Raw genomic sequence first — 25,891 nt, 5'->3', positions numbered from 1 at the left:
CCTTTGCTTTATTTAAACACCGGCAGCAAGGCTCTAGAAACCGTGTGCCAAGTGACCGTAACACCGAGCTTTCCTCATCCATATCTTAGCATACGCTAAGGATTACAAATGGTGCCTGGGTGTTGCTGAATTATTTCAGTAAAGCTTCCGATTTATGAACAGCATCGATCTCAAAATTCTGTGTACTGGTATCATTAGTAACCTGATAGGTCAGTTTTCCGTCTTCGGACCATACCATTAAAGTAACCTTGTCCGTTTCTCTCCAAACTCGTTCGGAGGTGAAAATGATTTCCTGTGAATCTTGATTCTTAATTGTCACTTTATGCTGCTCGATAGCTGCCAAATATTTGCCGTCCTTCGATTGGAGTGTCTCTTCAGGCATAAGCGAAGCTATAGACATCGTTCGGTTTCCTGTTGGGTCAGGAGTTGGTGAGGCGATTGCCGCAGCTGCAGGCAAAGGAGAAGGCTGGACTGTCGATCCTCGCTTATCCGTAACCTTCGGATCGACGGCGATTGCCGGCGATGCAGTTGCTTGGGTACCTGAGCTTTCTTGACCTTTGGCAGGTGCCGATGCCGTTGGAGTTGCTGATGACTTGTCAGCTCCTGCAACTCCCGAGGTTTCAGTAGCTCCTGTAGTTCCTGAGGCTCCTGTTGTCCCTGTACTTTTTTGATCAGGTTTAGCAGCATTATTAGCAGTCGGATTCTGTGAAGGCTGAACTGATTTTTCAGTTGCATGGGGTGCCGCTGAATTCGACCCGCTTTGCGCGGAGTTATCCAATTTATTTGACGCGGAAGCAGCAGGCCCATACGCTTTGGGTGAGTCCGCGTTAAGTTTCCCTTTGGTTTCCGGATTCTTGCTGTCTGCACTTTGAGTGCCGGCAGCACTGGAAGCCGTTTGGTCTTTGTTGCGCGGAGCAAGCAACCCGTCAGCTTGATCGGAGCTTGAATGGTTGGTTTGGAATAAAAAGATACCCAGCACCAATCCAGCAGCAATTACGCCCCCTGCTACTCTCCAAGAAAAACTCGAACCGAAACGACGTGTCCTAGGGATTGAATGAGGCGCCTGAGCAGCAGTTGGTATGTAATTTGTATTTGGATTACTTGGGCTGTTAACCGAATTTTGCATATCGATTTCAACGAGCTTGGGCAAAATGGCATCAACCAAGCTGTAGGCAGGTACTACTTTAGGCAAATTTGTCAGCTCGCTGGATAATTGCTTAAGCCGTTGATGCATTTCCGCGCATTCTGAACAAAGCTTCAGGTGGTCAGCTAACTGCGCTTCTTCCTGAGCATCCAAATCTCCGTCCAGTTGTCTTTGCATGAACTCGATCACCTCTTGACAATTCATCCCCGAACACCTCCTTTCTGATATTCTTGGAGTAAGGTTTGCAACTGCTGCCTTGCTCTGAAAAGATATGACTTAACCGTGTTTAAGGGTAAATTAAGGGACTCCGCGATTTCGTGGTAAGAAAAATCCTGCATATAGCGAAGCACAACTACGGAACGATGATGCTCCGGCAGCTTGTCGATCGCCTCACGGATATCCTTCGCCAAATAATCACCCATAATTTCATCTTCGACATTCGAGTGCGAAGTAAAACTCATCTCAAGCTCGTCTATGGAAATTGTCGGTTTGGCTTTGCGAAATTTATCTATACAAATATTAGTTACAATGCGTTGTACCCATGTTTTAAAAAGCGCCTTTTCTTCGTAGGAATCAATTTTTGTATAGATGCGGATAAGCGCCTCTTGAGAAGCGTCCATGGCATCCTGTTCATTCCCCAAGATATAATAGGCGGTTCGATAAACATGTGTTTCCATTTCGCGCAACAGGGTAATGAGAGCTTCTCGATCACCGGATTTGGCATTCCTGACCAGTTCGGGCGCTATCATTGGGATCCCTCCCTCTTGCAACCATATAGACGGCCTTGCCGCTCATAATGTTGCACATTTATAGTAAAACTGTGGATGCTATATAAGAATAGCAAAAAACCTGACATAGGTATACATGCAAGCATGCCAAATCCACCGTCACAGCTCCTTTGTAAGTAGACGAATGACGATTCAAAAAGTTTCAAATGAATCAGCTCCATATAAGCGGCCTCTTCGAAAGCGGGCCTCCCGACTAACTACCATTGTAGACATGGATAGCTTTGTCACCTAGTACTATGTTTTTATAGTACTGTTCTTCACTGCAGTTTTATGCGTTGAAACAGAGAACCCTTTCGAACCCCAATTTGAACCTCTCCCATTTGATCCGTACGAAATACACCTATCTGATGTTCTCTGAGGCGTTCGATCACCTCGAGTGAAGGATGACCATAGCTGTTTATAGCTCCAACTGAGATAACCGCATAACGTGGATTCCAGTATTTAAGCCATTCTTCAGTGCTTGAGGTTTTACTTCCATGATGCGCTACTTTTAATACATCAATAGAAACATTCGCAGCAACTGAGGGTGGCCTTTCAGTCTCTCCTTTCCATGCTTTTAATAAAAGCGCCTCCGCGCTCATCTCCATATCTCCTGTAAACAACCACCTTGTAGCCTCCATTTGCAAAAGAAAAACAAGGGATTGATTGTTTTGCTGAGCTTCAACCCGGATTTGATTGTTCTCGGCTAGAAACGGATATAGAAACTGTATTTGGGTTCCTGCATCCATGGACATAATGTGGCTTGGATCAGCGGCTATCAAAGGGATATTTCGTTTTAATGCCGTTCTGAATAATTTCTTTAGACCCTCATTCGGTTTAAGCGTTCCGTTAAATAAACATTGCTTGACGGGTATTTGTTCCAATACGGCCTGCAGCCCGCCGCTGTGGTCGGCATCCTGGTGTGTAAGGATCAGCGTATCGAGCTGGTGGACACCGCGCTTTTTCAATAATGGAACCAGCAGCTTGCGGCCTACCTCATAAGGATCTCTGCGGATTTTCCAATCTTCGCCTGGTTTGTGAAAGCTGAGCGTACCGCCGCCATCGATCAGGATATGCTTCCCTTCGGGTGTGCGGATCAATATGCTGTCCCCTTGCCCTACATCCATAAACTGGACGAGTCCATTCCTGCTGAAGCGGTCCGGAGTGTAGCCGATAAACAGGAGCAAAGCAAAGCCGGATATTGTGAAGAGAAGAAAGATCCGTAGCCTGAACAGCTGCCGGATCGGATCAGCGGTTAATGAAATTTGATTCGGGTCAAAAGGAGCGGCTGGCTCTGATGGGGCGGAATCTCCATGTAAAAAGTCAAGGTATAGCTTGGCTGCCTTAGCCTGTTTTATTTTTTTCCATAGGAGGTACAGAAGAGCCAGAAAAGTGTAATAAGCCGCGATCCAGGTTATGTCCGGGGAAGGCCAAATAGTTTGAAGGGAGCGAAGACTTTGCAGAAAATCAGTAACAGCGAAGATCCCGTCATTCAAAAAGGATAAAAGAAAGGCGATTGCTTTCCCAAGCGGCACATAAACGAGGCCCAAAGCTAAGGCTGCTAAATCCCATCGGAAAAACCACAAGGCTGATCAGGGGAACGAGAACCGTATTGGCTGCCCAGGAGAGCAATGAAAATTGATTGAAGTAATAAATCGAAATCGGAAAAGAAATGAGCTGTGAAACGATCGTTATCGCTAAAGCATTCCTGATGACCGGGGATGAGACGGGAAGCAAATTACTCACTCGGGTAACACCGAGGATGAGGCCAAGCGTAACCAGAAAGGACAGCTGAAAGCTGACATCGAGTAAGTAATATGGATTCCAAAGGAGCATCAGCCATGCGACCAGCGCGGTTATGTGGAAGGCATCCTTTAGCAGCCCCCGCCTGGCCGCATAAAGGGCAATCATGGCCATGAGTCCGGCACGAACGATGGAGGGCGAAGCTCCGGTAATCAGAATGTAAAATGGCAGCAGCAGCATGGCGTACAGCAGGTAAGTTTCTTTGGCCAATCCGAGTTTGCGCATGATTCCTATGAATACCGCCAAAAACACGGCTACATTGAGTCCCGAAATCGCCAGGATGTGCGTTAAGCCCCGTTCGGAAAATTGCTGGAAGCGATCCGGGTTCTGATCGTCCTGCAGGCCGATCAGCATCGCCTTCATCATCCCCGCCTGCCGCTCGGGGAAGATGCTGTTCATGCGCCCGTCCAAAGCCAGGCGCAGCTCGTCGTTCCAGCGCAGCAGCAAGGCGACTCCGAAGCGCAGCGCGGCGGGCTCGACCTGAGCCTGGTCCGTACCTTTGGCTGTCATCAGCCAATGGGTATGGTGCAGGCGCAGGTAGCGGCGGTAATCGAAGCCGCCGAAGTTGCGGGCGGTCTCCGGGCGGAGCAGGCGCAGCGACACCTGAACGCGCTCTCCCCGCATGGGGAGCGCGTTCTCTTCCGGGAAGCGGATGGATTCCGCTTCCACAGCGAAGCTGGCCCTGTCGCCATCGACAGTGACAGGGCCGGCTATCCGGCCGCTCAGCGCGGCGGCCGCGGGCTCGCTCTGCCGCTGCTGCTGCTGTGGCAGAGCGGTGACGTTACGCTGGTCGGCCCATTGCCAGTATCCGCAGGATACGGCGACCAGCAGGAGGGCGCAGACCGGCAGCCCGGCGGGCAGCCGGAGCAGGAACCAGGCTGCTGCGGCTCCGGCCAGAAGCAGGCTCGAGGGCAGCGACAGCCACGGGATTGTCGTGTAGATCGCTAGCACGTAGCCTGTTATCCACAGGCACACGAAAAGCACGATTGGACGCTTCATGCTGCTCCCCCTCCACTCAGGTAACTCCATTCAGACGCTGCGCTTATCTTATACATTACGTAAGTCCCTTCATTTCACAAATTTGTAATTTCAATTTAACGACCTCAAACTAGTTAGTTTTGCAAAAGCAGCATCGTGAGAATTTGTGGAAGCATGAAAAACATTCTTCCACATTGGAGCTACATCGCCAATCTCTCCACAAGAATGAAAACCATCTTTGCAGCCCCTGGTTGGGCTTTATTGGAGGCATATTGGCCTCTGGAACGATGAAAAAGATCTTTCCAGAGATTCCTCCTCTCTAAATCTCATGCTGGAAGAAGTATATTTTTCATCGTTCCAGCATGAGACAAAATAAAAGAACCCCTTTCCTCACGGCAACACCGTGCTGAAAGAGGTTCTTCCTCATGTTTTATTGCTTTTGTGTCTTGTTTCTGTTACTTTTTCTACTCCCATAATCTATTTGCTAACTTGCTCTATAACTCCTGGAGGCGGCACATAGGCATCCATGCGGCGAAAAGAAATGTCGCGGTGCTTCATGAGGTAAATGACCTTGTCGCTGTCTTTGAGGTAGGGGCGGTGATACACTATTTCCGTCACTCCGCTGTTGGCCAGCATATTGCCACAGGTCCAGCACGGTTGGTCCGTGACGTAAACAGTGGAGCCCTCGCGGTCCTCTCGATCTGTAAAAAGCAGCAAATTCTGCTCAGCATGAATCGTGCGGATACAGCGCTGCTTGCGAATAACTTCTTCCTGGCCGTCCACTATTTTGAGCTCGATTTCCTCGACCAGCATGCAGCCTGCTTCCGAGCAGTCCGGGATGCCCATGGGTGCGCCGTTATAGGCGGTTCCCAACAGCTTTTTGCCTTGTACCAATACGGCTCCAACATGCCTGCGGTTGCACTGCGAACGGGTGGAAGCCATGTAGGCGATGTCCATGAAATATGTATCCCAATCTTTACGGTTTGTCATTGACTTCCTCCGTTATTTTTGGCTTGCTGCAATGGCCTGATTCAGATCATAACAGATGTCGTCCATGTTCTAGATTCCGATTGACATTCAAATCATTTCCTCGCTATTTTCTCATAAAACCTTCGAATTGAAAAGGCTGTCTCAACGCGGACCGATATAGATCGAGGATTTTAATGCAGCCAGCATTTTCTCGCTGATTCCTTTAATCTCAAGCAGCTGCTCGATTTTTGTAAAGCTTCCTTTTTCCTTCCGGTAGGCCAGTATGGCTTTTGCCTTGCTTTCTCCTATTCCGGGGAGAGCATCCAGTTGCTCCAAGGTTGCCGAGTTCAAGTCTATCTTGTCGGTTGTTTTGGCAGCTGTTTTAGGAATGGATGACGGAGCACTCGATGGACTTGTCGATTTGGACGCTTTTGGGGAGGCAGCTGGCTTTGATCTACTTTTTGATGCGTCTGGGATTGCAGCTTGCTCTGATTCACTTTTGGATGCTATTGGGGTAGAAGTCGGCTTGGATTCACTTTTTGATGCGCCTGGGGTGTTTAATGTTTTATCACTGTTGGATCGCACTGGGGCTTGTTCTTTCCCCTGGTCAATCAACTGCTGCATCTGTTCATTTACAGGCTTAAAGCCCGTCTGTAAAGCAATATTCCTACCCTGTCCATAACGCCAAACAAGTACAATGAGAAATAAAACTGCAGCCGATGCCAGCATCGTATTCCTGCTCTTTTTTAGGAATAAAATCACAAATTCCCTCCTTCCATTGGCATATAAAAATTAACTTTTTCATATATATTGTCACAGGCCAGACCCATTTGATAATGAGATAAAATGTTTGACTTTTTCGAGGGGGATTTCATGATGATAGCGGGATTCATTGGTACCGGGAGCATGGGGAGTATACTCATCGAGGCTTTCATTCAATCTGGAGCATTGGATCCGAAGCAAATTATCGCCAGCAATCGAACTCCGGATAAGGTGGATCAGCTTGCAAAGCTATATCCGGGGCTGGAGCGGGCACAATCCAATATAGATGTGGTGAGTAAAAGCGACCTGATCTTCCTTTGCATCAAGCCCGGAGAATACAAAAAGGTGATTGACGAGATTCAATTGGCATTGCTGCCCAGTCAAATCGTAGTTTCGATTACAAGCGTGGTAGCAATCAGTCAATTGGAACAGCTGCTGCCGGCCAAAATCAGCAAGGTGATTCCAAGCATAACGAACTATGTATTAAGCGGGGCCGCGCTGTGCATGTACGGAAGCCGAATAGACAACGATGATCAAGTGCTGCTGGAACATCTCCTGGCGCACATTAGCTCGCCTATCCGTATAGCTGAAGAGAACACTCGCATATGCTCGGATTTGTCGAGCTGCGGCCCTGCTTTTTTTAGCTTTTTGATTCAGTGCTTTATTGATGCTGCTGTGAAGGAAACCGGGATTCCCTATGCTGAAGCCAGGCTTTTAGCCAGTGAGATGATACTGGGTACTGGAAAACTCCTCACAACCGGTGGTTTTACACCTGTAGCTCTCCAGCAGCGCGTAAGCGTTCCTGGCGGGGTTACCGCTGAAGGCATCAGCGTTCTGCAGAGTGAGCTGCAAGGTGTGTTTAACCGTGTTGTGCAGGCCACTCACACCAAATACAAAGAGGACCTGGACAAGTCCGAAATTTCACTTGGCTTTAAGGTATAAGTGATTAACCGACTACGATATTAACCAATTTTCCTTTGACCACAATGACTTTGCGAACGGCTTTCCCAGTGCTCGCCTCTTTGACTTTATCAAGCCCAAGCGCAAGCTCCTGCATGGCGGATTCTTCCATATCCTTGGAAATCAAGGCGCGATCCACAATCTTGCCGTTCACTTGAACGACGATCTCGACTTCGTTATCGACTGTCCAGGCTTCGTCATAAGCTGGCCAAGGCACATATGTGATGCTGTCTGTTCCGCCAAGCTTCTGCCACAGCTCTTCGGCCAAATGAGGAGCGATAGGTGAAAGCAGTTGGACAAAATGCTTCATAGCTTCCAGCGGAAGACGCTCGGTTTTATAAGCCTCATTGACAAAAATCATCAATTGACTGATCGAGGTATTAAAGCGAAGAGCTTCATAATCCTCGGTCAATTTTTTGACCGTCCGGTGCCAAGTGCGCTTGAAGGCGTCGCTGCCTAGTAATTCATCCGGGCTGATTTTGCTCTGCAATCCGCCTTCTTCATTGACAATCAATCTCCAGGCTCGGTTGAGGAAACGATAAATCCCTTCAACACCCGTCGAATTCCATGGTTTCGTTGCTTCAAGCGGACCCATGAACATTTCATACATGCGCAGTGTATCCGCTCCGAACTCTCCGACTATATCGTCCGGATTGATCACGTTTCCGCGGGATTTGCTCATTTTCTCCATATTTTCGCCAAGGATCATGCCTTGGTTGACCAGCTTGTGGAAAGGCTCTTTGGTTGCAACAATGCCAAGATCATAAAGCACTTTATGCCAAAAACGCGCATACAACAGATGAAGCACCGCATGCTCGGCTCCGCCAATGTACAGATCAACCGGAAGCCACTGCTGCTGTTTGTCCTGTGAGCAAAGCTCTTTGTCATTGCGAGGATCGATAAAGCGCAGATAGTACCAGCAGCTTCCCGCCCATTGAGGCATCGTATTCGTTTCACGGCGAGCTTTAAGACCAGTTACCGGATCGACGGTGTTGACCCAGTCTGCTGCATTGGCAAGCGGTGATTCACCCGTACCCGACGGTTTGATTTCCTGCAAATCCGGAAGTAAGAGTGGAAGCTGATCCTCTGGAACGGTAGTCATGGTTCCGTCTTCCAAATGGAGAATCGGAATCGGCTCTCCCCAATATCTTTGACGGCTGAACAGCCAATCTCTTAAGCGGTAGGTGATTTTGCCACGGCCTTTGCCGTTTTGCTCCAGCCATTCAATCATCGCGGCTATTGCCTTTTCATTCTTCATACCGTTCAGCAGCTCGGAGTTCACATGCTCTCCATCTCCGGTATAAGCCTCTTCCTCAATGTTTCCGCCTTGCACGACTTCTACAATGGGCAGATCGAATTGCTTGGCGAATTCCCAGTCGCGCTGGTCATGGCCCGGAACGGCCATAATAGCCCCTGTGCCGTATCCAGCCAATACATAATCGGCGATCCAGATTGGCAATTTAGCGCCATTTACTGGATTAATGGCATATGCTCCAGTAAATACGCCCGTCTTGTCCTTGGCTAAATCCGTCCGTTCCAGATCACTTTTATGGGATGCTTTTTCTTGATAGGCACTGACAGACGCGACTTGATCCGCAGTAGTTATCTTGCTGACAAGCTCACGCTCAGGCGCGAGCACACAGTAAGTAGCTCCAAACAGCGTATCCGGACGCGTTGTAAATACGGTAAGTCCGCTCCCCGCATATCCTTCGATGTCAAATCGCACCTCAGCGCCTTTAGACTTGCCGATCCAGTTGCGCTGCATATCCTTGATGCTTTCGGACCAATCCAGCTCCTCCAAATCCTCCAGCAACCGCTCTGCATATTCGGTAATCCGCAAGATCCACTGGCGCATCGGTTTGCGGATAACCGGATGATTACCTCGTTCACTAAGGCCATTGATAACTTCCTCATTAGCGAGTACAGTTCCAAGAGCAGGACACCAATTTACCGGGATTTCATCTACATAGGCGAGGCCTTTCTTATAGAGCTGGATAAAAATCCACTGAGTCCACTTGTAATACTCCGGATCCGTCGTACTGATTTCACGGTCCCAGTCGTATGAAAACCCGAACGACTTAATCTGGCGGCGGAAGTTGTCGATGTTCAAGATTGTAAATTCACGCGGATGCTCACCGGTATTCAGGGCATGCTGCTCAGCAGGAAGCCCAAACGCGTCCCATCCCATGGGATGAAGTACGTTGTAGCCCCTCATCCTCTTAAAACGCGACACGATGTCGGTAGCCGTATAACCCTCCGGATGGCCTACATGCAGCCCTGCTCCTGATGGATACGGAAACATGTCGAGCGCATAAAATTTCGGCTTTTCCGAATTTTCCAGCACCTTGAACGTTTTATTTTTATCCCAAAACGCTTGCCATTTCGGCTCTACGACCAGTGGATTATAGCCCTGATTTTCTTTCGTTTCTTTAGTTTCCTGTGACATGTTTGACTCCTCCTGAGCTTTTCACACATTTTAATTGACGCTAAAAAACCTCCCATCTCTAGCGGATATCGCTAGGGACGAGAGGTTTGGATTCCCGTGGTACCACCCTAGTTAACACGCGGCATACTTTGCCTGTGTTCACTCTAACCCTTAACGCGGGCGAAACGATCCGGTTATTCCCGTATCTTTCGATGATCTCGGAGCGACCATGAACGATTCAGTGTTCACCATTTGGCTCTGAGGCGAGTTCACTTAGCTGCATCTATCGGCTTCCACCCACTGCCCGATTCTCTGCAAGATGCTGCAAGAGCTACTATTCCTCTTCGCTGCCTTTTTGCTGCTTGATTTTCTTTTGATTATATGTAAAAAATGGCTGCGATGTCAAGTCATCGGCTATAGCTATTTCAGCGCCGCAAAAAAGGCACGTTCCGTAGAAGGGATCGGCAGCTGCCAACGAAAATCAGCGGCCTGCCGAACTTCGGAAAACCCAGCGGCAAGCAGCTGCTGCTCCAGCCATTTGAGCGGATAGGCCCGCTGCGAGTGATGCTCTTCAATACGCTGGAACGAATCTTTCTTCTCTTCATCTTGGACGAAAATGGTCAGTGCGTGATCGATTTCCATCCGCTTCTCATCGTACTCGGAGGTCCAGATATAAGCGATGTCCTCCTCGTTTAAGCAGAAAGGCTGATCATCCGCGTAATTCTGCAATTGTTTCGGGGTATGGACATCAAAGAGGAACAAGCCACCTGGCTTAAGGCCCCGATACGTATGTTGAAATGCCTGAACGATATCCGTTTCCTCCAGCAAATAATTCAAACAGTCACAAAAAGAGATAACAGCATCTACCCGTTCCACCAGCTGCCATTCTCGAATATCCTGATGAACCCACGTTAGCAGGCCGCCTTTGAGCAATGAACGTTGTTCTGCTTTCTGCCGGGCCACAGCTAGCATATCTTCAGACAGATCAATACCCGTTACATCAAACCCCGCCAAGCCCAGAGGAATAGCGATATTGCCAGTTCCACATCCCAGATCCACGATAGTTCTCGGCTTTAGTCCGTACTGGTTCCAGGCTTCTCCAGCGAAACGAAGCCAATCACTGTAAGGCATTTCTCGCATCAAGCGGTCATATGCATAGGCAAATCGTTCGTAGCTCATTGATGCGACAGCTCCATTTCCTGAACTTTTTTTTGCGGGTTGCTTTGGTATGCTTTGGTCCTCTGGGTTATTTAACCTTATTGAGACCCCTCTTCGTCTTCCTTCAGATAAGTCCAGTTTTCTTTTTGAACAATTTTATTTTCTTTCATAAGCTTGCCGAGTGCTCTCTTGAATGCAGATTTGCTCATGCCGAACCGGTCATTGATGATATCTGCCGGTGTTTGGTCCGAGTAAGGCATTCCCCCATCCTGGCGTTCCCTCAGCATCTCAAGAATGCGCTGTGAATCTTCGTCAAGCCCCAGCTCCTTGGGCAGTCTCATAGATAGATTGACCCTGCCGTCTTCTTCACGCACAAAGGTGACCCGCACCTTCACTTGTTCACCTACACGCAGCAGTCTTGTTCTTTCATGGGATGGGATCAAGCCGATGACCCCAAACCCCAGCACTCCAGCATCACATACGACAAAAGAACCCATTTGCAGCGGCTTGTATACTCGAGCCTCCACCCACAGGTTTTTCCATGAGACAGGTGCTCTCATACACAGCTGCTCCAGCTCTTCTTCACCTGCGAGTAAAGCGACTAAACGACCTTGCTTATCATGAGACAAGGTTACATAAAGACGGTCACCCACTTGCGGCCGCAGCTCCTCCATTTCCGGAACATGTCTATAAGGCAGCAAAAGATGGCGGCCCAGCCCCATTTCCAGAAAATAACCAAACCGCGGATGTACATCGACCACTTCCAGCAGGCCTACCTCGCCCAGAATAATCAGCGGGGTCTTCATCGTGGCCGTCAATCGGTCCAGCGTATCAAAATAAAGGAATACCTCCACATGATCGCCGACCGCAATCCGGTCTTCACTCACGATTTCACTATAGGGGAGGAGCACATCCTCCTCACCGTCCGTTAAAAAGAACCCATTCGGCGGGACTTCTCTGGCAATCTCAAGATTTACAAGCGTTCCCGCTTCCATACTCATACATGCTCCACAATTTTGGCATCGGACCAAAGCCGCTCAATATTGTAATACTCCCTGTCATCCCGATGGAAAACATGCATGACGACGTCTCCTAGATCAAGCAGTACCCACCTTGCCGTATCAATGCCTTCATACCCTCTGATATGAACTCCATGTTCTTGCGCTTTTTTTCTTGCCTCCGAGGCAATGGCTTGTACCTGAGTTTCCGAGTTTCCGTGGCAAATCACGAAGTAATCGGCTATCAGGGAAATCCCTTGCAAATTCAAGGTAATCAGATTCATGGCCTTTTTATCTTCTGCAGCATCAACGACCAAAGCCATAACTTCTTCCGGGTTTAAACTCATGCTTCTCATCCAGCTCCTTTTTACTCATTCCTTCTCCAGCAATGTCTTATCTACAGCTTTGCCTTCTCTCAGCAAATTATTGCGTGCGGCTATCGTCAATGGATAAATCAGCTTTCCTTGGCTGAGCAGAAATCCAATAGTCGTATCAAAGCCTGCAATTAATGCCTGATCCAAGCTGATCCTGGACAGCTCTCGGATCTTGTCCACTCCGGGAAAATCACGTCCCGGTTCGATATAGTCAGCCAGGCATACGACTTTCTCCAGCATTGTCATATGCTCCCGCCCTGATGTATGGTAACGGATAGCGTCCAAAATGGCTTCATCATCAATGCCGAACCGGGTCTGAGCGATATAGGCTCCAGCATGCGAGTGCCAAAGCTCCTTGTTATAGTCCAGCAGGTCTTGCGGCAAATCATGCTCGCTGATGATTCTGGCTTGTTCCTGAATAGGCCAATATTTGCAATAATCATGTAAAATGGCTGCCAAATCGGCTTTTCCCGGATCAGCGCCAAATTCATTTGCCAGCTGTACCGCGGTATCTATCACGCCTTGGGTATGAAGCCAGCGTTTCTCGGGCATTTGCGATCTGACTGCTTCGATCAGCTGCTCACGATTCATATAAACCATTCACCTCAATGTACTCGTATACTCGTTCCGGCACCCAGTAGCGGATGGAGCCCTTGTTTTGACGTTCCTGACGAATGATGGATGAGGAAATATCAATCTGAGGCATAATGACCATTTGCAGCACGGCCTGTATGGCTGCAGGCAACAATTCCGTTTTCAGCTTGTAGCCCGGCCTTACCAGTCCGACGAAGCGAATTTTTCGCACGATTTCTTCAATCCGATGCCACTTGGGCAAATACTGCACCATGTCGGCCCCAATGATATAGGTGAACTCAACATCCGGGTGGCGCTCCACTAACAGCTCAATGGTATCCATGCTATAAGATACGCCGCCTTTTTGTATTTCGATATCAGATGGGAAAAAATAGGGATTTCCCTCGATCGCGCGGCATACCATGTCCCACCTTTGAGCCGTCGTGGCTTTGGGCGCTCCCAATTTGTGAGGCGAGACATTCGTTGGCACAAACCATACTTGATCCAGTCCAGCGCCAACCCTTGCCCGTTCCCCGGCGATTAAATGACCGGTATGAATGGGATCAAAGGTGCCTCCCATAATGCCTACCCGCATGCTACCACCTCTAGACCTTTCAATAAACTGAATCTCTTACTCCGGAAGTACGATCTTCTTCTGATCTCGAGATTCCTTATACAGCACGATGATCTTACCGATGACTTGAACCAGCTCTGCATGGGCTTTTTCCGCGAGCTCTGCGCCAACTTCCTTACGGTCTTCGCCGCTGTTGTTCAACACGGTTACTTTAATAAGCTCCCGAACTTCCAGCGCTTCTTCGATGTGGCGAATCAAGTGATCGTTGACCCCGCCTTTACCTACCTGAAAAATAGGGTTGAGGTTATGTGCCATCGAACGTAAATATCTGGTTTGCTTGCCAGTTAACATGTGAGTCCCTCTATTCTTGTTCTTGTAAGGATTGCTCTACGATATGCCTCATCGCAGCTGCAGGTGCTGCATTTCCGGTCCAATATTCGAGAGCATAAGCTCCTTGGTAAATAAACATGCCAAGACCGCCATGAATTTTGGCGCCGCGGGCTTCGGCTTCCTTTAAAAAGCGGGTGATCCGCGGATTATAGATCAAATCGCTGACGATATGTTCAGATTCAATCAGCTCTGAATTCATCGGCAGCTCTGCAACATGTGGATGCATCCCTGCGGATGTAGTATTGACGATTATATCGACGCTCCCCATCTTGTCAGCCAGATCATCCAATCCAGTGCCTTCGGTATCGGTAAACTCACCGATTGCGGTAGCAAGTTCTATCGCTCTATCTATGGTCCTATTGGCTATCACAATGCGCCTCACTCCTGCCTTCGCCAGAGAAAAAGCGACTCCTCTTGCAGCTCCGCCTGCTCCGAGCAGCAGTACGCGCATCCCTTCCAGCTCTATGCCCGTTTCTTCCTGCAGCGAACGCACATATCCAATCCCGTCCGTATTAAAACCGGTGAGCTTTCCGTTCTCGTTCACGATCGTATTCACAGCGCCGATCCTTCTGGCTCCTTCGTCAATCGCATCCAGATGCCGCATCACTTCGACTTTGTGCGGAATCGTTACATTCACACCTCGAAAGCCAAGAGCACGAATGCCTGCGACGGCATTACCGAGTTCGTCCGGCTTCACATGAAACGCTGCATAAGCCGCATTGATGCCCATTTCCTGAAAAGCGCGGTTCATCATCAGCGGCGAACGTGAGTGGCGGACTGGATCGCCGAAGACGCCGTAAAGCGTGGTGTGACTATCTAGATTCCGATTGCTTATCATTATTGTCCTCCGAATAAAAAGATTATATCAAGGACTCGCGGAGAACGACCTTGACACCCTTGGGAGCATGGACCGCAAGGTCGGCGCCGAGATCGCTGCCCGCTTTGATCCAGCCGAGGCCGGAAATCTGGACATCCATTTTCTTGCCTTTTGGAATATGAAAAGGATGCTTGACCAGCTTGGGCAGCTCTTCGAGGTCGGCCTTGCTCGGAGGAGCCAGCATCTCGCCCTTATGCTCCGCATAAAGCTCGTCAGCCCTTTCCAATTTGGTACGATGGATTTGTATCGCATTGGAGGTGTAGCAAGTGAACGATTGATGCTCACCCTTGATAAAATCAATTCGGGCCAAAGCGCCGAAAAACAGGGTTTGTCCTTCATTTAACTGAAAGACCATCGGTTTCAGCGGCTTGTCCGGCATCAAGCGATTTAAATCGCGTTTGGATACAAGCTCCGTCAGACGATGCTCGTAGACAATTCCAGGCGTATCGACGATAGATTTTCCATCATCAAGTGGAATTTTGACAAGATCCAGCGTTGTCCCCGGGTAATGGGACGTCGTAAGCTCCGCTTCCAAGTCACTGAAATCAGCGATCAATCGGTTGATCAGCGTTGATTTTCCGACATTCGTCGCTCCCACGACATAAATATCACGGTCTCCGCGATGCTCTTGCAGGGAGGCTATGACACGGTCAAAGCCCATGTTTTTCTTCGCGCTGCAGAGGACCACATCCACGACTTTAAGCCCTTGCTCCTTGGCTCGGCGCTGCACCCAGTTGATGATTCGATTCGTATTCGTCACTTTGGGAAGCAGATCGATTTTGTTAACGACCAGCACAATCGGGTTATTACCCACAAATCGGGCCAGCCCGCTGATCATGCTTCCCTCAAAATCAAAAATGTCAACGATATTGACAACAAGCGCTTTGGCCTGTCCGATAGAACCGAGCAGCTTTAGAAAATCATCCTGCTTGAGGGTAATGCTTGATGACTCATTATAATGCTTTATGCGATAGCATCTCTGGCATATAATGGGCTCTTTTTGCATGGCTTCGGCAGGTACATATCCTAAACTGCCAGTGGCTTCATTTTGTAATGTCACTCCGCATCCGGTGCAGTAAATCGTTTCTTCTTTGATCATGAATCCTCCCGATAACCCTATTGGACACTCTTTGCTCAAGCTTTTTTATTTATCTTTTTCAATCTGGACAGGACCAGCTTTTCAATTCGACGATTGATCTTGGTAAAAAAGCCTTCATCCCTGGCATTTATCGGCAGGACCAGGATCGTAAAAAGCCCCATCCGATTGCCGCCGAGCACATCCGTGAGCATTTGATCTCCAATTACTGCTGTTTGCTGCACTTCCGTTTCCATCAGTTTGAGCGCTCGGTGAAAGGAGATGTTGGTCGGCTTCCTGGCCCTAAAGATAAAAGGAACATTCAAAGGCTGCGCAAATGTTGAAACCCGCATTCGATGATTATTGGAAACAATCACGACTTTGAAGCCGAGCAGCTGCAGCTGTTTCAACCATTCCACGAGCTCGGGTGTAGCATGCGGATCGCGAGCGCCAACAAGTGTATTATCAAGATCGGTTATAATTCCCCGGATGCCGGAATTCCATAAATGCTGAACGTCAATATCGTAAATTGTGTTTACGGACTGTTTGGGCACCAGCTTTTGCAGCAAACAAATTCCCTCCAAATGTTGCTCGATATATACGAAACTATACCATAATTGACCTTTTGCGTGCAAAAAAGCTTTTGCATAAAGCTTTTTTGCATATTGAAAAGCCACTCGTCCAGGACGAATGGCTCCCCCTATTATTTCATCTGTGTTCGCAGCCTCTGGATAGCTTGGTTTACGCTCATGTAGTCCTGCTCAGACGATGTCAACTGGCTGTACTTGGCCTTCTCGAAGAGCTGCAGAACCGTCTCCAGCTCGGTCTTGATCCACCTGCTTTGATTACCCCAACGATCTACAGCCTCTCGCATCGTTTCATACTCTTGCCGCCTGTAGCCCTTTCGTTTTCCATAGCGCAGCAGTTTTTCAAACTCAACAATGATTTTTTGATTAAAATTCGCTCCCTGCTTCTTATTCATCGTTTCCTTCCATTCGGCAAGCAAACCGAACCTTCGAAGGAGCAACAGACTCATCACGACAAGCATAATCGCAAATATGATGACAGTCATCCATTGAAATAACGAAAGGCCTGATTTTGCCGTTGTAGCTGTCGTATCGACACCAGAAGAGACATTCGGTAAAGTCGTATTTGGAGTTGTCTGTTCAGGTGTAACTACTGTTGGCATGGTAAATCCGGCGGTTGGTTCAAACGGAATCCATCCCCAACCGTCAAAATAAACCTCTACCCATGAATGGGCATCCGAATTGCGAATCGTATACAATCCGCCTCCGTTAGCATCCAAACCAAGCTGTGATGACATGATTCCCAAATTCTCAAGCTCCGGAGGGATGGGTGATTGCCCCGAAGAATAACCTTTCACCCAACGGGCAGGCAAGCCAATAGACCGCGTTAAAACCACCATCGCCGATGAGTAATAGTCGCAGTAGCCTTCCTTAATTTCAAACAGGAAGCGGTCGACAAAATCCTTGCTGCTGCCTTTACTAAGATTCGGTTCATTTGTATAGGGAAAACTTTGGCTTAAATATTTTTCAATAATCTTCGCTTTATCAAAAGGATTCCCGGCGTCTTGGGTGAGGCTCGCGGCCAGCTGCTTGACTCTTGGCGGAAGATCTTTAGGCAGCTGCAAATATTCATTCCACTCCGGTTTGCCTGTAAAGTTAGCTGTCGCTTGCCGAAGCTCATCTTCTTTGTATTCCGGCTGCTGAGAAATAATTGTATATTGATTCGGGTATTTATTCTTGGCTGTGTATCGCAGCTCGGACTGCCTTGGAGACCATTTCAAGGATTCAAAGCCGCTGTCTCCTTTATCCAATTCCTCAAGTCTCTTGATCGCATAGCCTCCGAACAGAACCGGGTACATTTGATTATTTTGTTCGTCCATTACAACGGTTTGTTTAACTTCCTTGGTTTTCAACAAGGAGGTGTTAAACCTGGGATCCTGAGGCAAATCAGCGCCGCTGACTCCGCTCAAAGGAAGCTTCTTTTCCGTGTCGCTCTGCTCCCAGCCAGAACCGTTATAGAAAGACCTTGTTTCGCCGCGCATATAGGTTCTGGACTCCATAGTGACGGTCATGACGGCGGAATAATCAAACTTGAAACCGCCACCCAGCTGCCGATCATCCCGGCTGTATCCCGAGGATCCATCCCTGAGGGGAATGGAGACGGGCAAGCCTTTACCGGATAATGTAAACGGCTCCCCTCGGCTCACTTTCCATGCTGTATAAGGATCTGTCATGATAGGATTGATCGAGGGTGCGAGCGCGCCTATTAAAACTGTAGCTGCAATGAGCAGCGTGATGGGTACACCCAGGGACGCCGGATATTCTGTGAGCGTCTCCCAGCTTTTGGGAGCCCGATTTTTCAATTCCGCAAAGTGCCGGAGGATTAACAGCGACAGCCCGCAAAAGAGAACAATGGCGACTTGCTGCCACAGGACAATGGTTGAAAAAGAATCTCTTACCGCAAAGAACAGCACGCTCATCAGAATCATCAAATAAATTCTCAGCTTGGATTGAACAAACCACATCATGGCTACATAGCAAAGCCAAGCCGATAAGCCAAACCAAATATAAGGTTCAAATGGAGTGAAATTCGCCGCAATGGATGGCGTAAAGGCTGATAATGGACGCAGATGAATCGCACTAAAATGAAGCCCAAACAGTCTCATCTGTACCAAAATGATCAGCGCCAGCTGTATAAATGAGCGCATGACCCAGTGGATCCTCGGGATCAGATACGACATGCCGACCAAAAGCAAGACCCACTTTACCAGCACGATGGTTTCCAAGCGCCAGATGACTTCCTCTTCAGTAATCCAGTTCACATATTGGAGCAGAACGACGCCTATCAGTAATGCGGTCAGCCTTCGCGTCCAATCCGTGTTGAGCATTTTTCTCCAGGGTCTAGTCTCCGAATGCATACCGCTTCGCTCCCCCCAATATATTAGGCAGCTCCGTTAAATTGGACAGCTCATAACCCATATAGCCTTGAGCACGAATCTTTTTGATCCAGTCCTCACTCGCTCTCGTACCTTCAGAAGGAGAAGTGAACGGCCCATGGGTTTCGGGGTTGATGCAAATATGGCATGGGTTCATTTGATGCTGATTCAGCCAACTGAGAATTTGCATCATGGCAGGGCCCTTTTGCGGGGAAATAATAACAAAGAAGCCGCCTGACGGGAGTTGTCTAGCCCTTTCCTTGATCACCTCAAACAATGGATGAAATCCATCAGCTTCCACACTTACCAAATGACTCATGATTTGCTTGTGTTGACTATAGGTTTGTCTAGGCTCGTAATAGGCAGCATGGCTTCCAACAGACAGCAGACCCAGTGCCAATTCACGACTTGCTCCATATCGAAATAAGGAAGCAGCGACGGATACAGCCAGCTCGAATTGAGCAGCATCCCCGTAAGTCCGATAGGTACGGTCCAAGAGAATGACAGTCTTAGGCAGTGATTCCCGTTCGAATTCCTTGGATTTCCAGGTTCCTGTTTTTGCGGTCGCATTCCAATGAATTCTGGATAAGCGATCCCCATAAATATATTCGCGGACTCCGTTAATTTGAGTTGTTTCCCGTTGCGCACGCGTGGTTGTGGAGTGATGCTGCATACCTTTGAGCATTTGATGAAACTGTACCCAATCCTTAATCGTTATTGTCTGGGGGAATACGGATACATGCTGGGGCAGCTGTAATTTACCCTTGTGCTGAAACAGCCCAAAAATATCCTCCGTTGCACATTCTGTTGCGCCAAAAGTGTAAAAGCCTCTTTTTAGCGGCGTTGTCAAGTAGGTCAGCTTTCCCCGTCTTCGCCAGTCCGGTACCAGGGAGCCTTCAAAAACCGTCTCTTCACCATTGAGGCGAATCAGCCGGTCTTTTATCATAATATAAGGGATCGGCCAAACGCCGGGAATTTGCACCTGAAGCTGCACTTGCAAGGATTGCCCCGCATCAAGGCGGATATCCTGTTCCGTGTTTGCCAGTGTGCGCACACCTTGAGTTCGTTTGATACCGCTCCAATTGCCAAGCACCAAATATATGGAAATGATGGAAACCGTTATAAATAGCATGGTTGCGAGCTTGCCGCCCTGAAACATGAGAAAGAAAAAACAGACTAAAAAGCAGGTAAGCACATACCAGAAGGCCGACTGGATTCTCGGGCGATCTTCCATTCTCTTGATGAACGAAGTGTTCATAAGGTCACTTCTCCAATCGGACCGGCACACGAACCTGCTCAAAGATCGATTGCAGCACGGAGGTGACGGTCGCTCCATCCAGACGGGCCTCGGCATGTAGAATAATCCTATGCCCAAGGACAAAAGGAGCCAGGTATTTAATATCATCAGGGATTACATAATCCCTGCCGTTTAGAAATGCGTAAGCCTTGGAGGCATGCACCAGCGAGAGTGTTGCACGAGGGCTTGCGCCTAGGAAAACAGCTGCATGCTGACGGGTAAACCGCGTAATGGAAACAAGGTAACCGGCAACAGCTTCATCCATATGGACTTGTTTGACTTGATTCTGCATGTCCAGTACATGCCCCATATCAACTACAGGCTCCAGCGAATCTATCGGATGAGCTTTACTCTGTGAAGCAATCATTCTCTGTTCCGTAATTTCATCCGGATAGCCGAGGCTCAGCTTCATCATAAAGCGGTCAAGCTGCGCTTCCGGTAAAATGTAGGTACCCTCAAAATCAATCGGATTTTGGGTCGCAAGGAGCAAGAAAGGCGAAGGCAATTCATGAAGATCTCCGTCCACGGTAATATGGCGTTCTTCCATTGCCTCCAGAAGGGCAGATTGCGTCTTGGTTGTTGCCCGGTTGATTTCATCGACGAGCAAAATATGGGTCATTATCGGGCCTGGTCTAAATATAAATTTCTCATCCTTCGGATGATAAATGGAAACACCGGTAATATCCGTAGGCAGCAAATCGGGGTTGCATTGGATACGGCGGAATTGTCCTTGAGTAGAACGGGCCAAAGCCTTGATCAAAATAGTTTTGCCGGTTCCGGGAACATCCTCCAGGAGCACGTGGCCTCCAGCGAGCATAGCCGTTAACAGCAGCGTAATTTCATCGCTTTTTCCGAGGATACAAGCCTCTAAATTGGCCTTTAATCGGGTAAGAACTTCCTTATCGTGCTGAGTTGCAATCTCCATATACACGTGTTCCTCCTTAAATGAACCTAATTTGCTTTGGAAAACCTTTACTCTATTTTACAAGAATTGAAATTATTCGTATACTTGCAAAACCTCTAAATTTATTTGTGAGAATAAATGCGTTTGAATGCTCTTACATAAGCATAATCGAAAGGGTTGCCTTGAGGCAAGGCGCACTTAACTATTAAACGTTTTCATATAAGTTTTGGTTCATTTTATATTTGAATGCCAAAAAAACCTCGAGTAGATTCGAGGCTTCAGGATATTAAAGACAGCGTCCGCCTTTACCCTATCCTTTGGGCCGGACGAATAATGCGGCGAGGAAGGAGAAAACGATAGCTGACGAGATCCCGGCACTGGTCACCTCGAAGATCCCGGTGATGATGCCGATCCAGCCGTCCTGCTGCAGCTCTTGCAGAGCGCCGTGAACCAGAGAGTTGCCGAAGCTTGTGATCGGCACCGTTGCACCCGCGCCAGCAAACTTGATGAAGGGATCGTACACGCCGAATCCATCAGCAATGGCGCCAAGCACAACAAGAGTGCTCATCGTATGCGCCGGACTTAGCTTACCGATGTCTATCAGCAGCTGACCAAGCACGCATATAGCTCCTCCAATCACAAAGGCCCAGATAAAATGCATGATCATAGCTCGATCCCTCCTCCGGATTCAATAGCAACCGCGTGAGCGATACAGGGTATGCTCTCTCCCTGCTGAAACGATAAAGGAGAAAGCAGCGCTCCCGTGGCTACGACCAAAATTCTCTTCAACTCACCGCTGCGTAGTTTCTTCATAAGATGCCCATACGTAACCACCGCAGAACAGGCACATCCGCTCCCGCCCGCTTGGACTCCCTGCTTCTCGCGATTAAAGATCATCAATCCGCAATCATCGTAACGCGTTTGCTCAATCGGGATGTTATGTTTGTGGAAAAGCTCCCTGGCGATATCGTAACCAACGGCAGCTAAATCTCCTGTGACGATAAGATCATAGTAGCCGGGTTCTATGTGCAAGTCTCGAAAATGAGCTTCAATGGTATCTACAGCGGCAGGTGCCATCGCTGCTCCCATATTAAACGGATCCTTGATGCCCATATCAACGATTCGGCCAATCGTTGCCGCGGTAACAACGGGTCCGTCACCTTCCCTGGCAAGAACAGCTGCGCCCGCACCTGTTACTGTGTACTGTGCTGTTGGCGGCTTTTGGGATCCATACTCCGTCGGATATCGGAATTGCTTCTCGGCTGTGCTGTTATGGCTGCAGGTCCCGGTCATGGCATAATTTGCCGCGCCTGCATCGACAAGCTGCGCAGCCAATGCCAGCCCCTCCATCGAAGTCGAGCAGGCCCCGAAGATGCCGAGATACGGCATGGCGAGTGTCCGCGCAGCGAATGTATTAGAGATGATTTGATTCATCAAATCACCGCCGATATAAAACTGAACTTGACCGCCGGTAATACCCGCCTTATGCATGGCTAGCTGGGCTGCTTCCTCCATAAGTGTTTTCTCGGCCTTTTCCCACGTTTTCTGTGTGACGGTTGAATCGCCATGAACGATATCAAAATCTTCGCTAAGAGGACCTAAGCCCTCATCCGGTCCGACGATGGCTGCAGAGGAAACGATGACCGGTCTGTTTTCAAATACCCAGCTTTGATATCCTTTGAGCATTGGCTTACCTCCCGGCTCCGAAAATGAGATGCACAATGCCTACAAAGAACGCGGCGACTGTACCGAAAACAATAACGGAACCTGCCAGTTTAAACATGTTGCCGCCAACTCCAAGCACCAAGCCCTCGGCACGGTGTTCCAACGCAGCAGAGCATAAGGAATTGGCAAAACCCGTGACCGGCACAGCGCTTCCCGCTCCCGCCCATTGGGAAATTTTATCGTAAACGCCGAAGCTGGTCAGAACTACGGATATAAATATTAACACAGCTACCGTTGGGCTGCCGGCTGTTTTCTCGGTAAAGCCAAATACCCTAATAAATAATTCCATCAGGCATTGCCCGATGATACAGATGATCCCACCTGCCAGAAATGCGCGCACACAGTTGATGAATACTGGCCTTTTCGGTTCGTTTTTTTTGGCCAAGGCTTGATATTCCTGCTGGGTCATCGTCATGTTTTTCTTTTTATTGTCAGCCATCATGATCCTCCACAGTGGTCAGGATTTTAAAATCGGAGTAAGCTCTTGCAAGACTTGTTGCAGCTTGGCCGAGCATTGTTCATACATCCGCTTGGCTTTCTGATCCTTGGTCGTGAGTGAGAACAGCTCGAGATCGGCTTCGCATTTTTTTAACACAGCGAGTAGCTGCGGCTTCTGCTGCGGCGCCGGAATTTTGATTTTATCATCGTAAAGGTCCACCGTGAGCTCTCCATAAGAATCGGCTTGTCCCAAAAACACATTTTCTTTGGTTACCCCTAGCTTATCCAGCTCCGTGTGCAGCCATCCCTTGCTTTTTCCCGCGGACGCCAGCGGCTCATCCTGTATCTTTCCGTCCATAATGACGGTTTCGGACTGCTTTTCATTGGTCAGCTTCATTCCCAAATGTTTAGCCGTCAATGGCTGATTTTCCTTTTTAAGCAGCACGCTCAAGTCGCCGTTAGACTCAAGCATGGCAAATTCCACATCCGCAGTTTTAAAAACGTTTTTAATGCGGAGCCTTTCCAGCAGCTCATTTGCCGTATAACGCTCTTTTTTGAGATTATCTTCAAGTATATGTCCGTCCTTCATCATAATGGTAGGCTTTCCTTCGAGCCACGTGCGCAGCGTTTTGCTGTAGAGGCTCAGTATCTCGAGAAAGAAGGGAACAAATCCCCAAACCAGCAAAGCGATAATTCCATGAAAAAAGTTCCTTTCCACATCCGTTGAAATCATGCCTGCCAAATCACCTAAAGTAATCCCAGTTACGTATTCAAAAAAGGTCAATTGGGAAATTTGCTTTTTACCCAGAATTCTCGTGAGTACAAACAAGGCAATCAATGCACCCAGGGCTCTAACCAAAATATGTAACCAATCTGGCATAATGGCTTGGACGCCTCCTTCCCTATTAACTGGATAGAGGCATTATGCGCAAAACGGCTGATTATTATGACAGCGAGGCTCTGGATGAAAAAGGTAATTGTAGATCGCTGCTGCGAGGGCATATTAAGTAAGTAATTTTAGAGGAGGTGAAAATCCGTGACCATAGGAACACAAGTTAAAACATGCCTGGCCTCATTAAAAAGCGCCCAAGCGAGTCTGGAAACTTTCGCTTTAGGCACACAAAATCAGGATGCCAAAATGATGTTTGAGAATGCGGCTCAATCTACCCAGCAAATCGTAGATCAGGTTTCAGCGAGAGTCCAGCAAATTGAAAATGAAGAACCTCAGTTTAAAGGACTTTAAATTAACATCAAACCAGCCCGCAGCGCGGAACATTGCGCTCGGGCTGTTTTATTGAATCAGATCAATATCCATAACAAAAGCACGAGTAAAATGAATAATATCAAAATGATAAGTGTCATTTTATCTAAACCGAACAAGGGTTTATCACCTGCCAGTCTATAAATCAAAGATTAGAGCTGCGCTGTATTTACTTTTCATAGCGCCTCACGGTAATTTTCTTCGAGCTATATATCCTATTCATGGAAGTGAATACAGGTGTAAGCTCCCTGTCAATGAGGAGAAGTTTATTCCATTTTAATAACTGTGATATAATATGTGACAGATGAATGAAAGGAAGTTGATAGAATTGTTATTTTCCCCTTTTACCATTCGCGGAATGGAGCTTAAGAATCGTATTGTGATGTCGCCCATGTGCATGTATTCCTGCATGGATAAAGACGGTATGGTCAATAACTGGCATCGTATCCACTACCCGACTCGCGCAGTGGGGGGTGTTTCTTTGGTCATAATAGAAGCCACAGCCGTGACCAGGCAAGGACGGATCTCCGAGCAGGATCTCGGCATTTGGGATGACGCTCACATTGCCGGTTTAAGGGAGTTGGTTCAGCTCATTCAAGAGCAAGGCAGCAAAGCCGGAATCCAGCTTGCCCATGCAGGCCGCAAAGCGGTTCTGCCTGTACCGATTATCGCACCTTCGGCAATCCCCTTTAACGATAAGATGAAAACACCCGAAGCGATGACGCTGAAACAAATTAAAGAAACTGCAGCCGCATTTGTAGAAGGGGCTCGAAGAGCCGTTGTGGCAGGATTTGATTGCCTGGAGCTCCATGCCGCACACGGTTATTTAATCCATGAATTCCTTTCTCCATTAAGCAACCGGAGGGAAGATGAATATGGCGGGGATGCGGCAGGCCGATACCGTTTCTTGCGGGAGGTCATAGACGGCGTACGCGAGATTTGGGATGGACCTTTGTTTGTGCGAGTTTCAGCCAGCGATTATCACGAGGAAGGGTTGAAGGTCGAGGATCATGTCCAATTTGCGTTATGGATGAAGAAGCAAGGCGTGGATTTAATCGACACCAGCTCTGGTGGCAACGTCCCCATTCTACCCAAGATGTTTCCAGGTTATCAGGTAAACTTTGCCGAGAAAATTCGCCATGGTGCCGGAATCTCTGCAGGTGCTGTCGGGATGATTACCCACGCCGTACAAGCGGAGGAAATCTTGCAAAACGGCCGCGCCGATTTGATCTTTCTGGCACGCGAGCTGCTGCGTGATCCCTACTGGCCTCGGACCGCTGCCAAGAAGCTCGGCACCGAGATCACACCTCCCAAACAGTATGAGCGAGGTTGGAAGTAAGTATTAAGACGTGTAATACATCTTATAATGCTAGTTTAGGATAGCCCTTCCCTTCGATATAGACGCCAAAAGACCCATAACCATTAAGGTATGGGTCTTTTGTTTATATTTAAAGGGGGTCTATTTGTAGTATAGTGG

At 48.3% G+C, this 25,891-nt stretch carries 26 protein-coding genes and 1 other annotated feature; of the genes, 3 read left to right on the top strand and 23 right to left on the bottom strand.

Features of this window, described 5'->3' with window-relative positions; genetic code table 11:
• Positions 1-130: 130 nt before the first annotated feature.
• The 6 genes from BLV33_RS00335 to BLV33_RS00310 all read right to left on the bottom strand — a co-directional run bounded on the left by BLV33_RS00335 (position 131) and on the right by BLV33_RS00310 (position 6,423).
• Positions 131-1,348 carry a zf-HC2 domain-containing protein gene (locus tag BLV33_RS00335; RefSeq protein ID WP_090786795.1) on the bottom strand — a complete coding sequence of 406 codons (1,218 nt, stop codon included), beginning with the start codon at positions 1,346-1,348 and terminating at the stop codon, positions 131-133.
• The gene (locus tag BLV33_RS00330) at positions 1,345-1,893 is read right to left on the bottom strand and encodes an RNA polymerase sigma factor (protein WP_090786793.1); all 549 of its coding nucleotides are present in this window, start codon (positions 1,891-1,893) and stop codon (positions 1,345-1,347) included. The genes BLV33_RS00335 and BLV33_RS00330 overlap by 4 nt, the downstream gene beginning before the upstream one ends.
• Before the next feature lie 296 nt (positions 1,894-2,189).
• Positions 2,190-3,461, bottom strand: a complete 1,272-nt coding sequence (locus BLV33_RS29760) for a ComEC/Rec2 family competence protein (RefSeq protein WP_253186924.1) — start codon at positions 3,459-3,461, stop codon at positions 2,190-2,192.
• Positions 3,400-4,713 (bottom strand): ComEC/Rec2 family competence protein, encoded by a 1,314-nt coding sequence (locus tag BLV33_RS29755; RefSeq protein ID WP_253186923.1) that lies wholly within the window; start codon positions 4,711-4,713, stop codon positions 3,400-3,402. The genes BLV33_RS29760 and BLV33_RS29755 overlap by 62 nt, the downstream gene beginning before the upstream one ends.
• Positions 4,714-5,169: 456 nt before the next feature.
• A complete protein-coding gene (locus BLV33_RS00315; RefSeq protein ID WP_090786787.1) occupies positions 5,170-5,682 on the bottom strand; it encodes a deoxycytidylate deaminase in 513 nt (170 codons plus the stop codon).
• A gap of 141 nt (positions 5,683-5,823) precedes the next feature.
• On the bottom strand, positions 5,824-6,423 hold the full coding sequence (locus tag BLV33_RS00310) for a ComEA family DNA-binding protein (protein ID WP_090786783.1): 600 nt from the start codon (positions 6,421-6,423) through the stop codon (positions 5,824-5,826).
• A 114-nt stretch (positions 6,424-6,537) separates the two neighbouring features.
• Here BLV33_RS00310 and comER point away from each other — a divergent pair, with 114 nt between their 5' ends.
• Complete coding sequence (comER, locus tag BLV33_RS00305) at positions 6,538-7,365, top strand: late competence protein ComER (RefSeq protein ID WP_090786780.1); 828 nt, start codon at positions 6,538-6,540, stop codon at positions 7,363-7,365.
• Between the two features lie 4 nt (positions 7,366-7,369).
• Here comER and leuS read toward each other — a convergent pair whose 3' ends face one another.
• The 17 genes from leuS to BLV33_RS00220 form a co-directional block, all read right to left on the bottom strand.
• On the bottom strand, positions 7,370-9,829 hold the full coding sequence (gene leuS, locus BLV33_RS00300; protein ID WP_090786778.1) for a leucine--tRNA ligase: 2,460 nt from the start codon (positions 9,827-9,829) through the stop codon (positions 7,370-7,372).
• A 70-nt stretch (positions 9,830-9,899) separates the two neighbouring features.
• Positions 9,900-10,165: a binding site (T-box leader), on the bottom strand.
• A gap of 63 nt (positions 10,166-10,228) precedes the next feature.
• Positions 10,229-10,987 (bottom strand): class I SAM-dependent DNA methyltransferase, encoded by a 759-nt coding sequence (locus BLV33_RS00295; protein ID WP_090786775.1) that lies wholly within the window; start codon positions 10,985-10,987, stop codon positions 10,229-10,231.
• A 77-nt stretch (positions 10,988-11,064) separates the two neighbouring features.
• Positions 11,065-11,967 carry a CvfB family protein gene (locus BLV33_RS00290; protein ID WP_090786773.1) on the bottom strand — a complete coding sequence of 301 codons (903 nt, stop codon included), beginning with the start codon at positions 11,965-11,967 and terminating at the stop codon, positions 11,065-11,067.
• Positions 11,964-12,311 (bottom strand): ribosome silencing factor, encoded by a 348-nt coding sequence (gene rsfS, locus BLV33_RS00285; RefSeq protein WP_090786769.1) that lies wholly within the window; start codon positions 12,309-12,311, stop codon positions 11,964-11,966. Before rsfS ends, BLV33_RS00290 begins: the two co-directional genes overlap by 4 nt.
• Positions 12,312-12,335: 24 nt before the next feature.
• Positions 12,336-12,929, bottom strand: a complete 594-nt coding sequence (yqeK, locus tag BLV33_RS00280) for a bis(5'-nucleosyl)-tetraphosphatase (symmetrical) YqeK (protein ID WP_090786766.1) — start codon at positions 12,927-12,929, stop codon at positions 12,336-12,338.
• Entirely contained in the window at positions 12,919-13,506 is a 588-nt protein-coding gene (locus BLV33_RS00275) for a nicotinate-nucleotide adenylyltransferase (protein ID WP_090786763.1), read from the bottom strand. The genes yqeK and BLV33_RS00275 overlap by 11 nt, the downstream gene beginning before the upstream one ends.
• Before the next feature lie 36 nt (positions 13,507-13,542).
• Positions 13,543-13,836: a ribosome assembly RNA-binding protein YhbY gene (yhbY, locus tag BLV33_RS00270; RefSeq protein ID WP_090786759.1), complete on the bottom strand. Its 294-nt coding sequence runs from the start codon at positions 13,834-13,836 to the stop codon at positions 13,543-13,545.
• A gap of 10 nt (positions 13,837-13,846) precedes the next feature.
• The gene (gene aroE / locus BLV33_RS00265) at positions 13,847-14,713 is read right to left on the bottom strand and encodes a shikimate dehydrogenase (RefSeq protein ID WP_090786756.1); all 867 of its coding nucleotides are present in this window, start codon (positions 14,711-14,713) and stop codon (positions 13,847-13,849) included.
• Between the two features lie 22 nt (positions 14,714-14,735).
• On the bottom strand, positions 14,736-15,851 hold the full coding sequence (yqeH, locus tag BLV33_RS00260) for a ribosome biogenesis GTPase YqeH (protein ID WP_090786753.1): 1,116 nt from the start codon (positions 15,849-15,851) through the stop codon (positions 14,736-14,738).
• Positions 15,852-15,886: 35 nt separating this feature from the next.
• Positions 15,887-16,504, bottom strand: a complete 618-nt coding sequence (locus BLV33_RS00255; protein ID WP_366414699.1) for a YqeG family HAD IIIA-type phosphatase — start codon at positions 16,502-16,504, stop codon at positions 15,887-15,889.
• A gap of 26 nt (positions 16,505-16,530) precedes the next feature.
• Positions 16,531-18,771, bottom strand: coding sequence for a transglutaminase TgpA family protein (locus BLV33_RS00250; RefSeq protein ID WP_090786750.1), 2,241 nt, complete (start codon positions 18,769-18,771; stop codon positions 16,531-16,533).
• Complete coding sequence (locus BLV33_RS00245) at positions 18,755-20,047, bottom strand: DUF58 domain-containing protein (protein ID WP_090786747.1); 1,293 nt, start codon at positions 20,045-20,047, stop codon at positions 18,755-18,757. The genes BLV33_RS00250 and BLV33_RS00245 overlap by 17 nt, the downstream gene beginning before the upstream one ends.
• Positions 20,048-20,051: 4 nt before the next feature.
• The gene (locus BLV33_RS00240) at positions 20,052-21,011 is read right to left on the bottom strand and encodes an AAA family ATPase (protein ID WP_090786744.1); all 960 of its coding nucleotides are present in this window, start codon (positions 21,009-21,011) and stop codon (positions 20,052-20,054) included.
• Positions 21,012-21,300: 289 nt separating this feature from the next.
• Positions 21,301-21,651 carry a stage V sporulation protein AE gene (gene spoVAE, locus BLV33_RS00235; protein WP_090798553.1) on the bottom strand — a complete coding sequence of 117 codons (351 nt, stop codon included), beginning with the start codon at positions 21,649-21,651 and terminating at the stop codon, positions 21,301-21,303.
• A 2-nt stretch (positions 21,652-21,653) separates the two neighbouring features.
• Positions 21,654-22,676: a stage V sporulation protein AD gene (gene spoVAD, locus BLV33_RS00230; protein WP_090786742.1), complete on the bottom strand. Its 1,023-nt coding sequence runs from the start codon at positions 22,674-22,676 to the stop codon at positions 21,654-21,656.
• Positions 22,677-22,680: 4 nt separating this feature from the next.
• Positions 22,681-23,154 (bottom strand): stage V sporulation protein AC, encoded by a 474-nt coding sequence (spoVAC, locus tag BLV33_RS00225; RefSeq protein ID WP_090786739.1) that lies wholly within the window; start codon positions 23,152-23,154, stop codon positions 22,681-22,683.
• An 18-nt stretch (positions 23,155-23,172) separates the two neighbouring features.
• Entirely contained in the window at positions 23,173-24,033 is an 861-nt protein-coding gene (locus tag BLV33_RS00220; protein ID WP_090786736.1) for a DUF421 domain-containing protein, read from the bottom strand.
• A 156-nt stretch (positions 24,034-24,189) separates the two neighbouring features.
• On the opposite strand from BLV33_RS00220, the gene BLV33_RS00215 reads away from it, so the two are divergent.
• Together BLV33_RS00215 and namA are read left to right on the top strand one after the other, a co-directional pair.
• Complete coding sequence (locus BLV33_RS00215; RefSeq protein WP_090786732.1) at positions 24,190-24,396, top strand: DUF1657 domain-containing protein; 207 nt, start codon at positions 24,190-24,192, stop codon at positions 24,394-24,396.
• Positions 24,397-24,733: 337 nt separating this feature from the next.
• The gene (namA, locus tag BLV33_RS00210) at positions 24,734-25,753 is read left to right on the top strand and encodes an NADPH dehydrogenase NamA (protein ID WP_090786729.1); all 1,020 of its coding nucleotides are present in this window, start codon (positions 24,734-24,736) and stop codon (positions 25,751-25,753) included.
• The last annotated feature ends 138 nt before the right edge of the window (positions 25,754-25,891 follow it).

The sequence above is a fragment of the Paenibacillus sp. GP183 genome, assembly GCF_900104695.1.
Classification (GTDB): Bacteria; Bacillota; Bacilli; order Paenibacillales; family NBRC-103111; genus Paenibacillus_AI.
This window is presented reverse-complemented; position numbering and strand designations above follow the sequence as displayed.

Bases quoted from the DNA above. Each gene is read 5' to 3' on its own strand.
- BLV33_RS00250 (WP_090786750.1), bottom strand. From the start codon at position 18,771: ATGCATTCGGAGACTAGACCCTGGAGAAAAATGCTCAACACGGATTGG.
- rsfS (WP_090786769.1), bottom strand. From the start codon at position 12,311: ATGAGTTTAAACCCGGAAGAAGTTATGGCTTTGGTCGTTGATGCTGCA.
- BLV33_RS00315 (WP_090786787.1), bottom strand. From the start codon at position 5,682: ATGACAAACCGTAAAGATTGGGATACATATTTCATGGACATCGCCTAC.
- spoVAD (WP_090786742.1), bottom strand. From the start codon at position 22,676: ATGCTCAAAGGATATCAAAGCTGGGTATTTGAAAACAGACCGGTCATC.
- BLV33_RS00335 (WP_090786795.1), bottom strand. From the start codon at position 1,348: ATGAATTGTCAAGAGGTGATCGAGTTCATGCAAAGACAACTGGACGGA.
- yqeH (WP_090786753.1), bottom strand. From the start codon at position 15,851: ATGATCAAAGAAGAAACGATTTACTGCACCGGATGCGGAGTGACATTA.
- aroE (WP_090786756.1), bottom strand. From the start codon at position 14,713: ATGATAAGCAATCGGAATCTAGATAGTCACACCACGCTTTACGGCGTC.
- BLV33_RS00295 (WP_090786775.1), bottom strand. From the start codon at position 10,987: ATGAGCTACGAACGATTTGCCTATGCATATGACCGCTTGATGCGAGAA.
- BLV33_RS00240 (WP_090786744.1), bottom strand. From the start codon at position 21,011: ATGGAGATTGCAACTCAGCACGATAAGGAAGTTCTTACCCGATTAAAG.
- BLV33_RS00245 (WP_090786747.1), bottom strand. From the start codon at position 20,047: ATGAACACTTCGTTCATCAAGAGAATGGAAGATCGCCCGAGAATCCAG.
- BLV33_RS29755 (WP_253186923.1), bottom strand. From the start codon at position 4,713: ATGAAGCGTCCAATCGTGCTTTTCGTGTGCCTGTGGATAACAGGCTAC.
- BLV33_RS00275 (WP_090786763.1), bottom strand. From the start codon at position 13,506: ATGCGGGTAGGCATTATGGGAGGCACCTTTGATCCCATTCATACCGGT.
- comER (WP_090786780.1), top strand. From the start codon at position 6,538: ATGATAGCGGGATTCATTGGTACCGGGAGCATGGGGAGTATACTCATC.
- leuS (WP_090786778.1), bottom strand. From the start codon at position 9,829: ATGTCACAGGAAACTAAAGAAACGAAAGAAAATCAGGGCTATAATCCA.
- BLV33_RS00290 (WP_090786773.1), bottom strand. From the start codon at position 11,967: ATGAGTATGGAAGCGGGAACGCTTGTAAATCTTGAGATTGCCAGAGAA.
- spoVAC (WP_090786739.1), bottom strand. From the start codon at position 23,154: ATGGCTGACAATAAAAAGAAAAACATGACGATGACCCAGCAGGAATAT.
- BLV33_RS00330 (WP_090786793.1), bottom strand. From the start codon at position 1,893: ATGATAGCGCCCGAACTGGTCAGGAATGCCAAATCCGGTGATCGAGAA.
- BLV33_RS00220 (WP_090786736.1), bottom strand. From the start codon at position 24,033: ATGCCAGATTGGTTACATATTTTGGTTAGAGCCCTGGGTGCATTGATT.
- yhbY (WP_090786759.1), bottom strand. From the start codon at position 13,836: ATGTTAACTGGCAAGCAAACCAGATATTTACGTTCGATGGCACATAAC.
- spoVAE (WP_090798553.1), bottom strand. From the start codon at position 21,651: ATGCATTTTATCTGGGCCTTTGTGATTGGAGGAGCTATATGCGTGCTT.
- yqeK (WP_090786766.1), bottom strand. From the start codon at position 12,929: ATGAATCGTGAGCAGCTGATCGAAGCAGTCAGATCGCAAATGCCCGAG.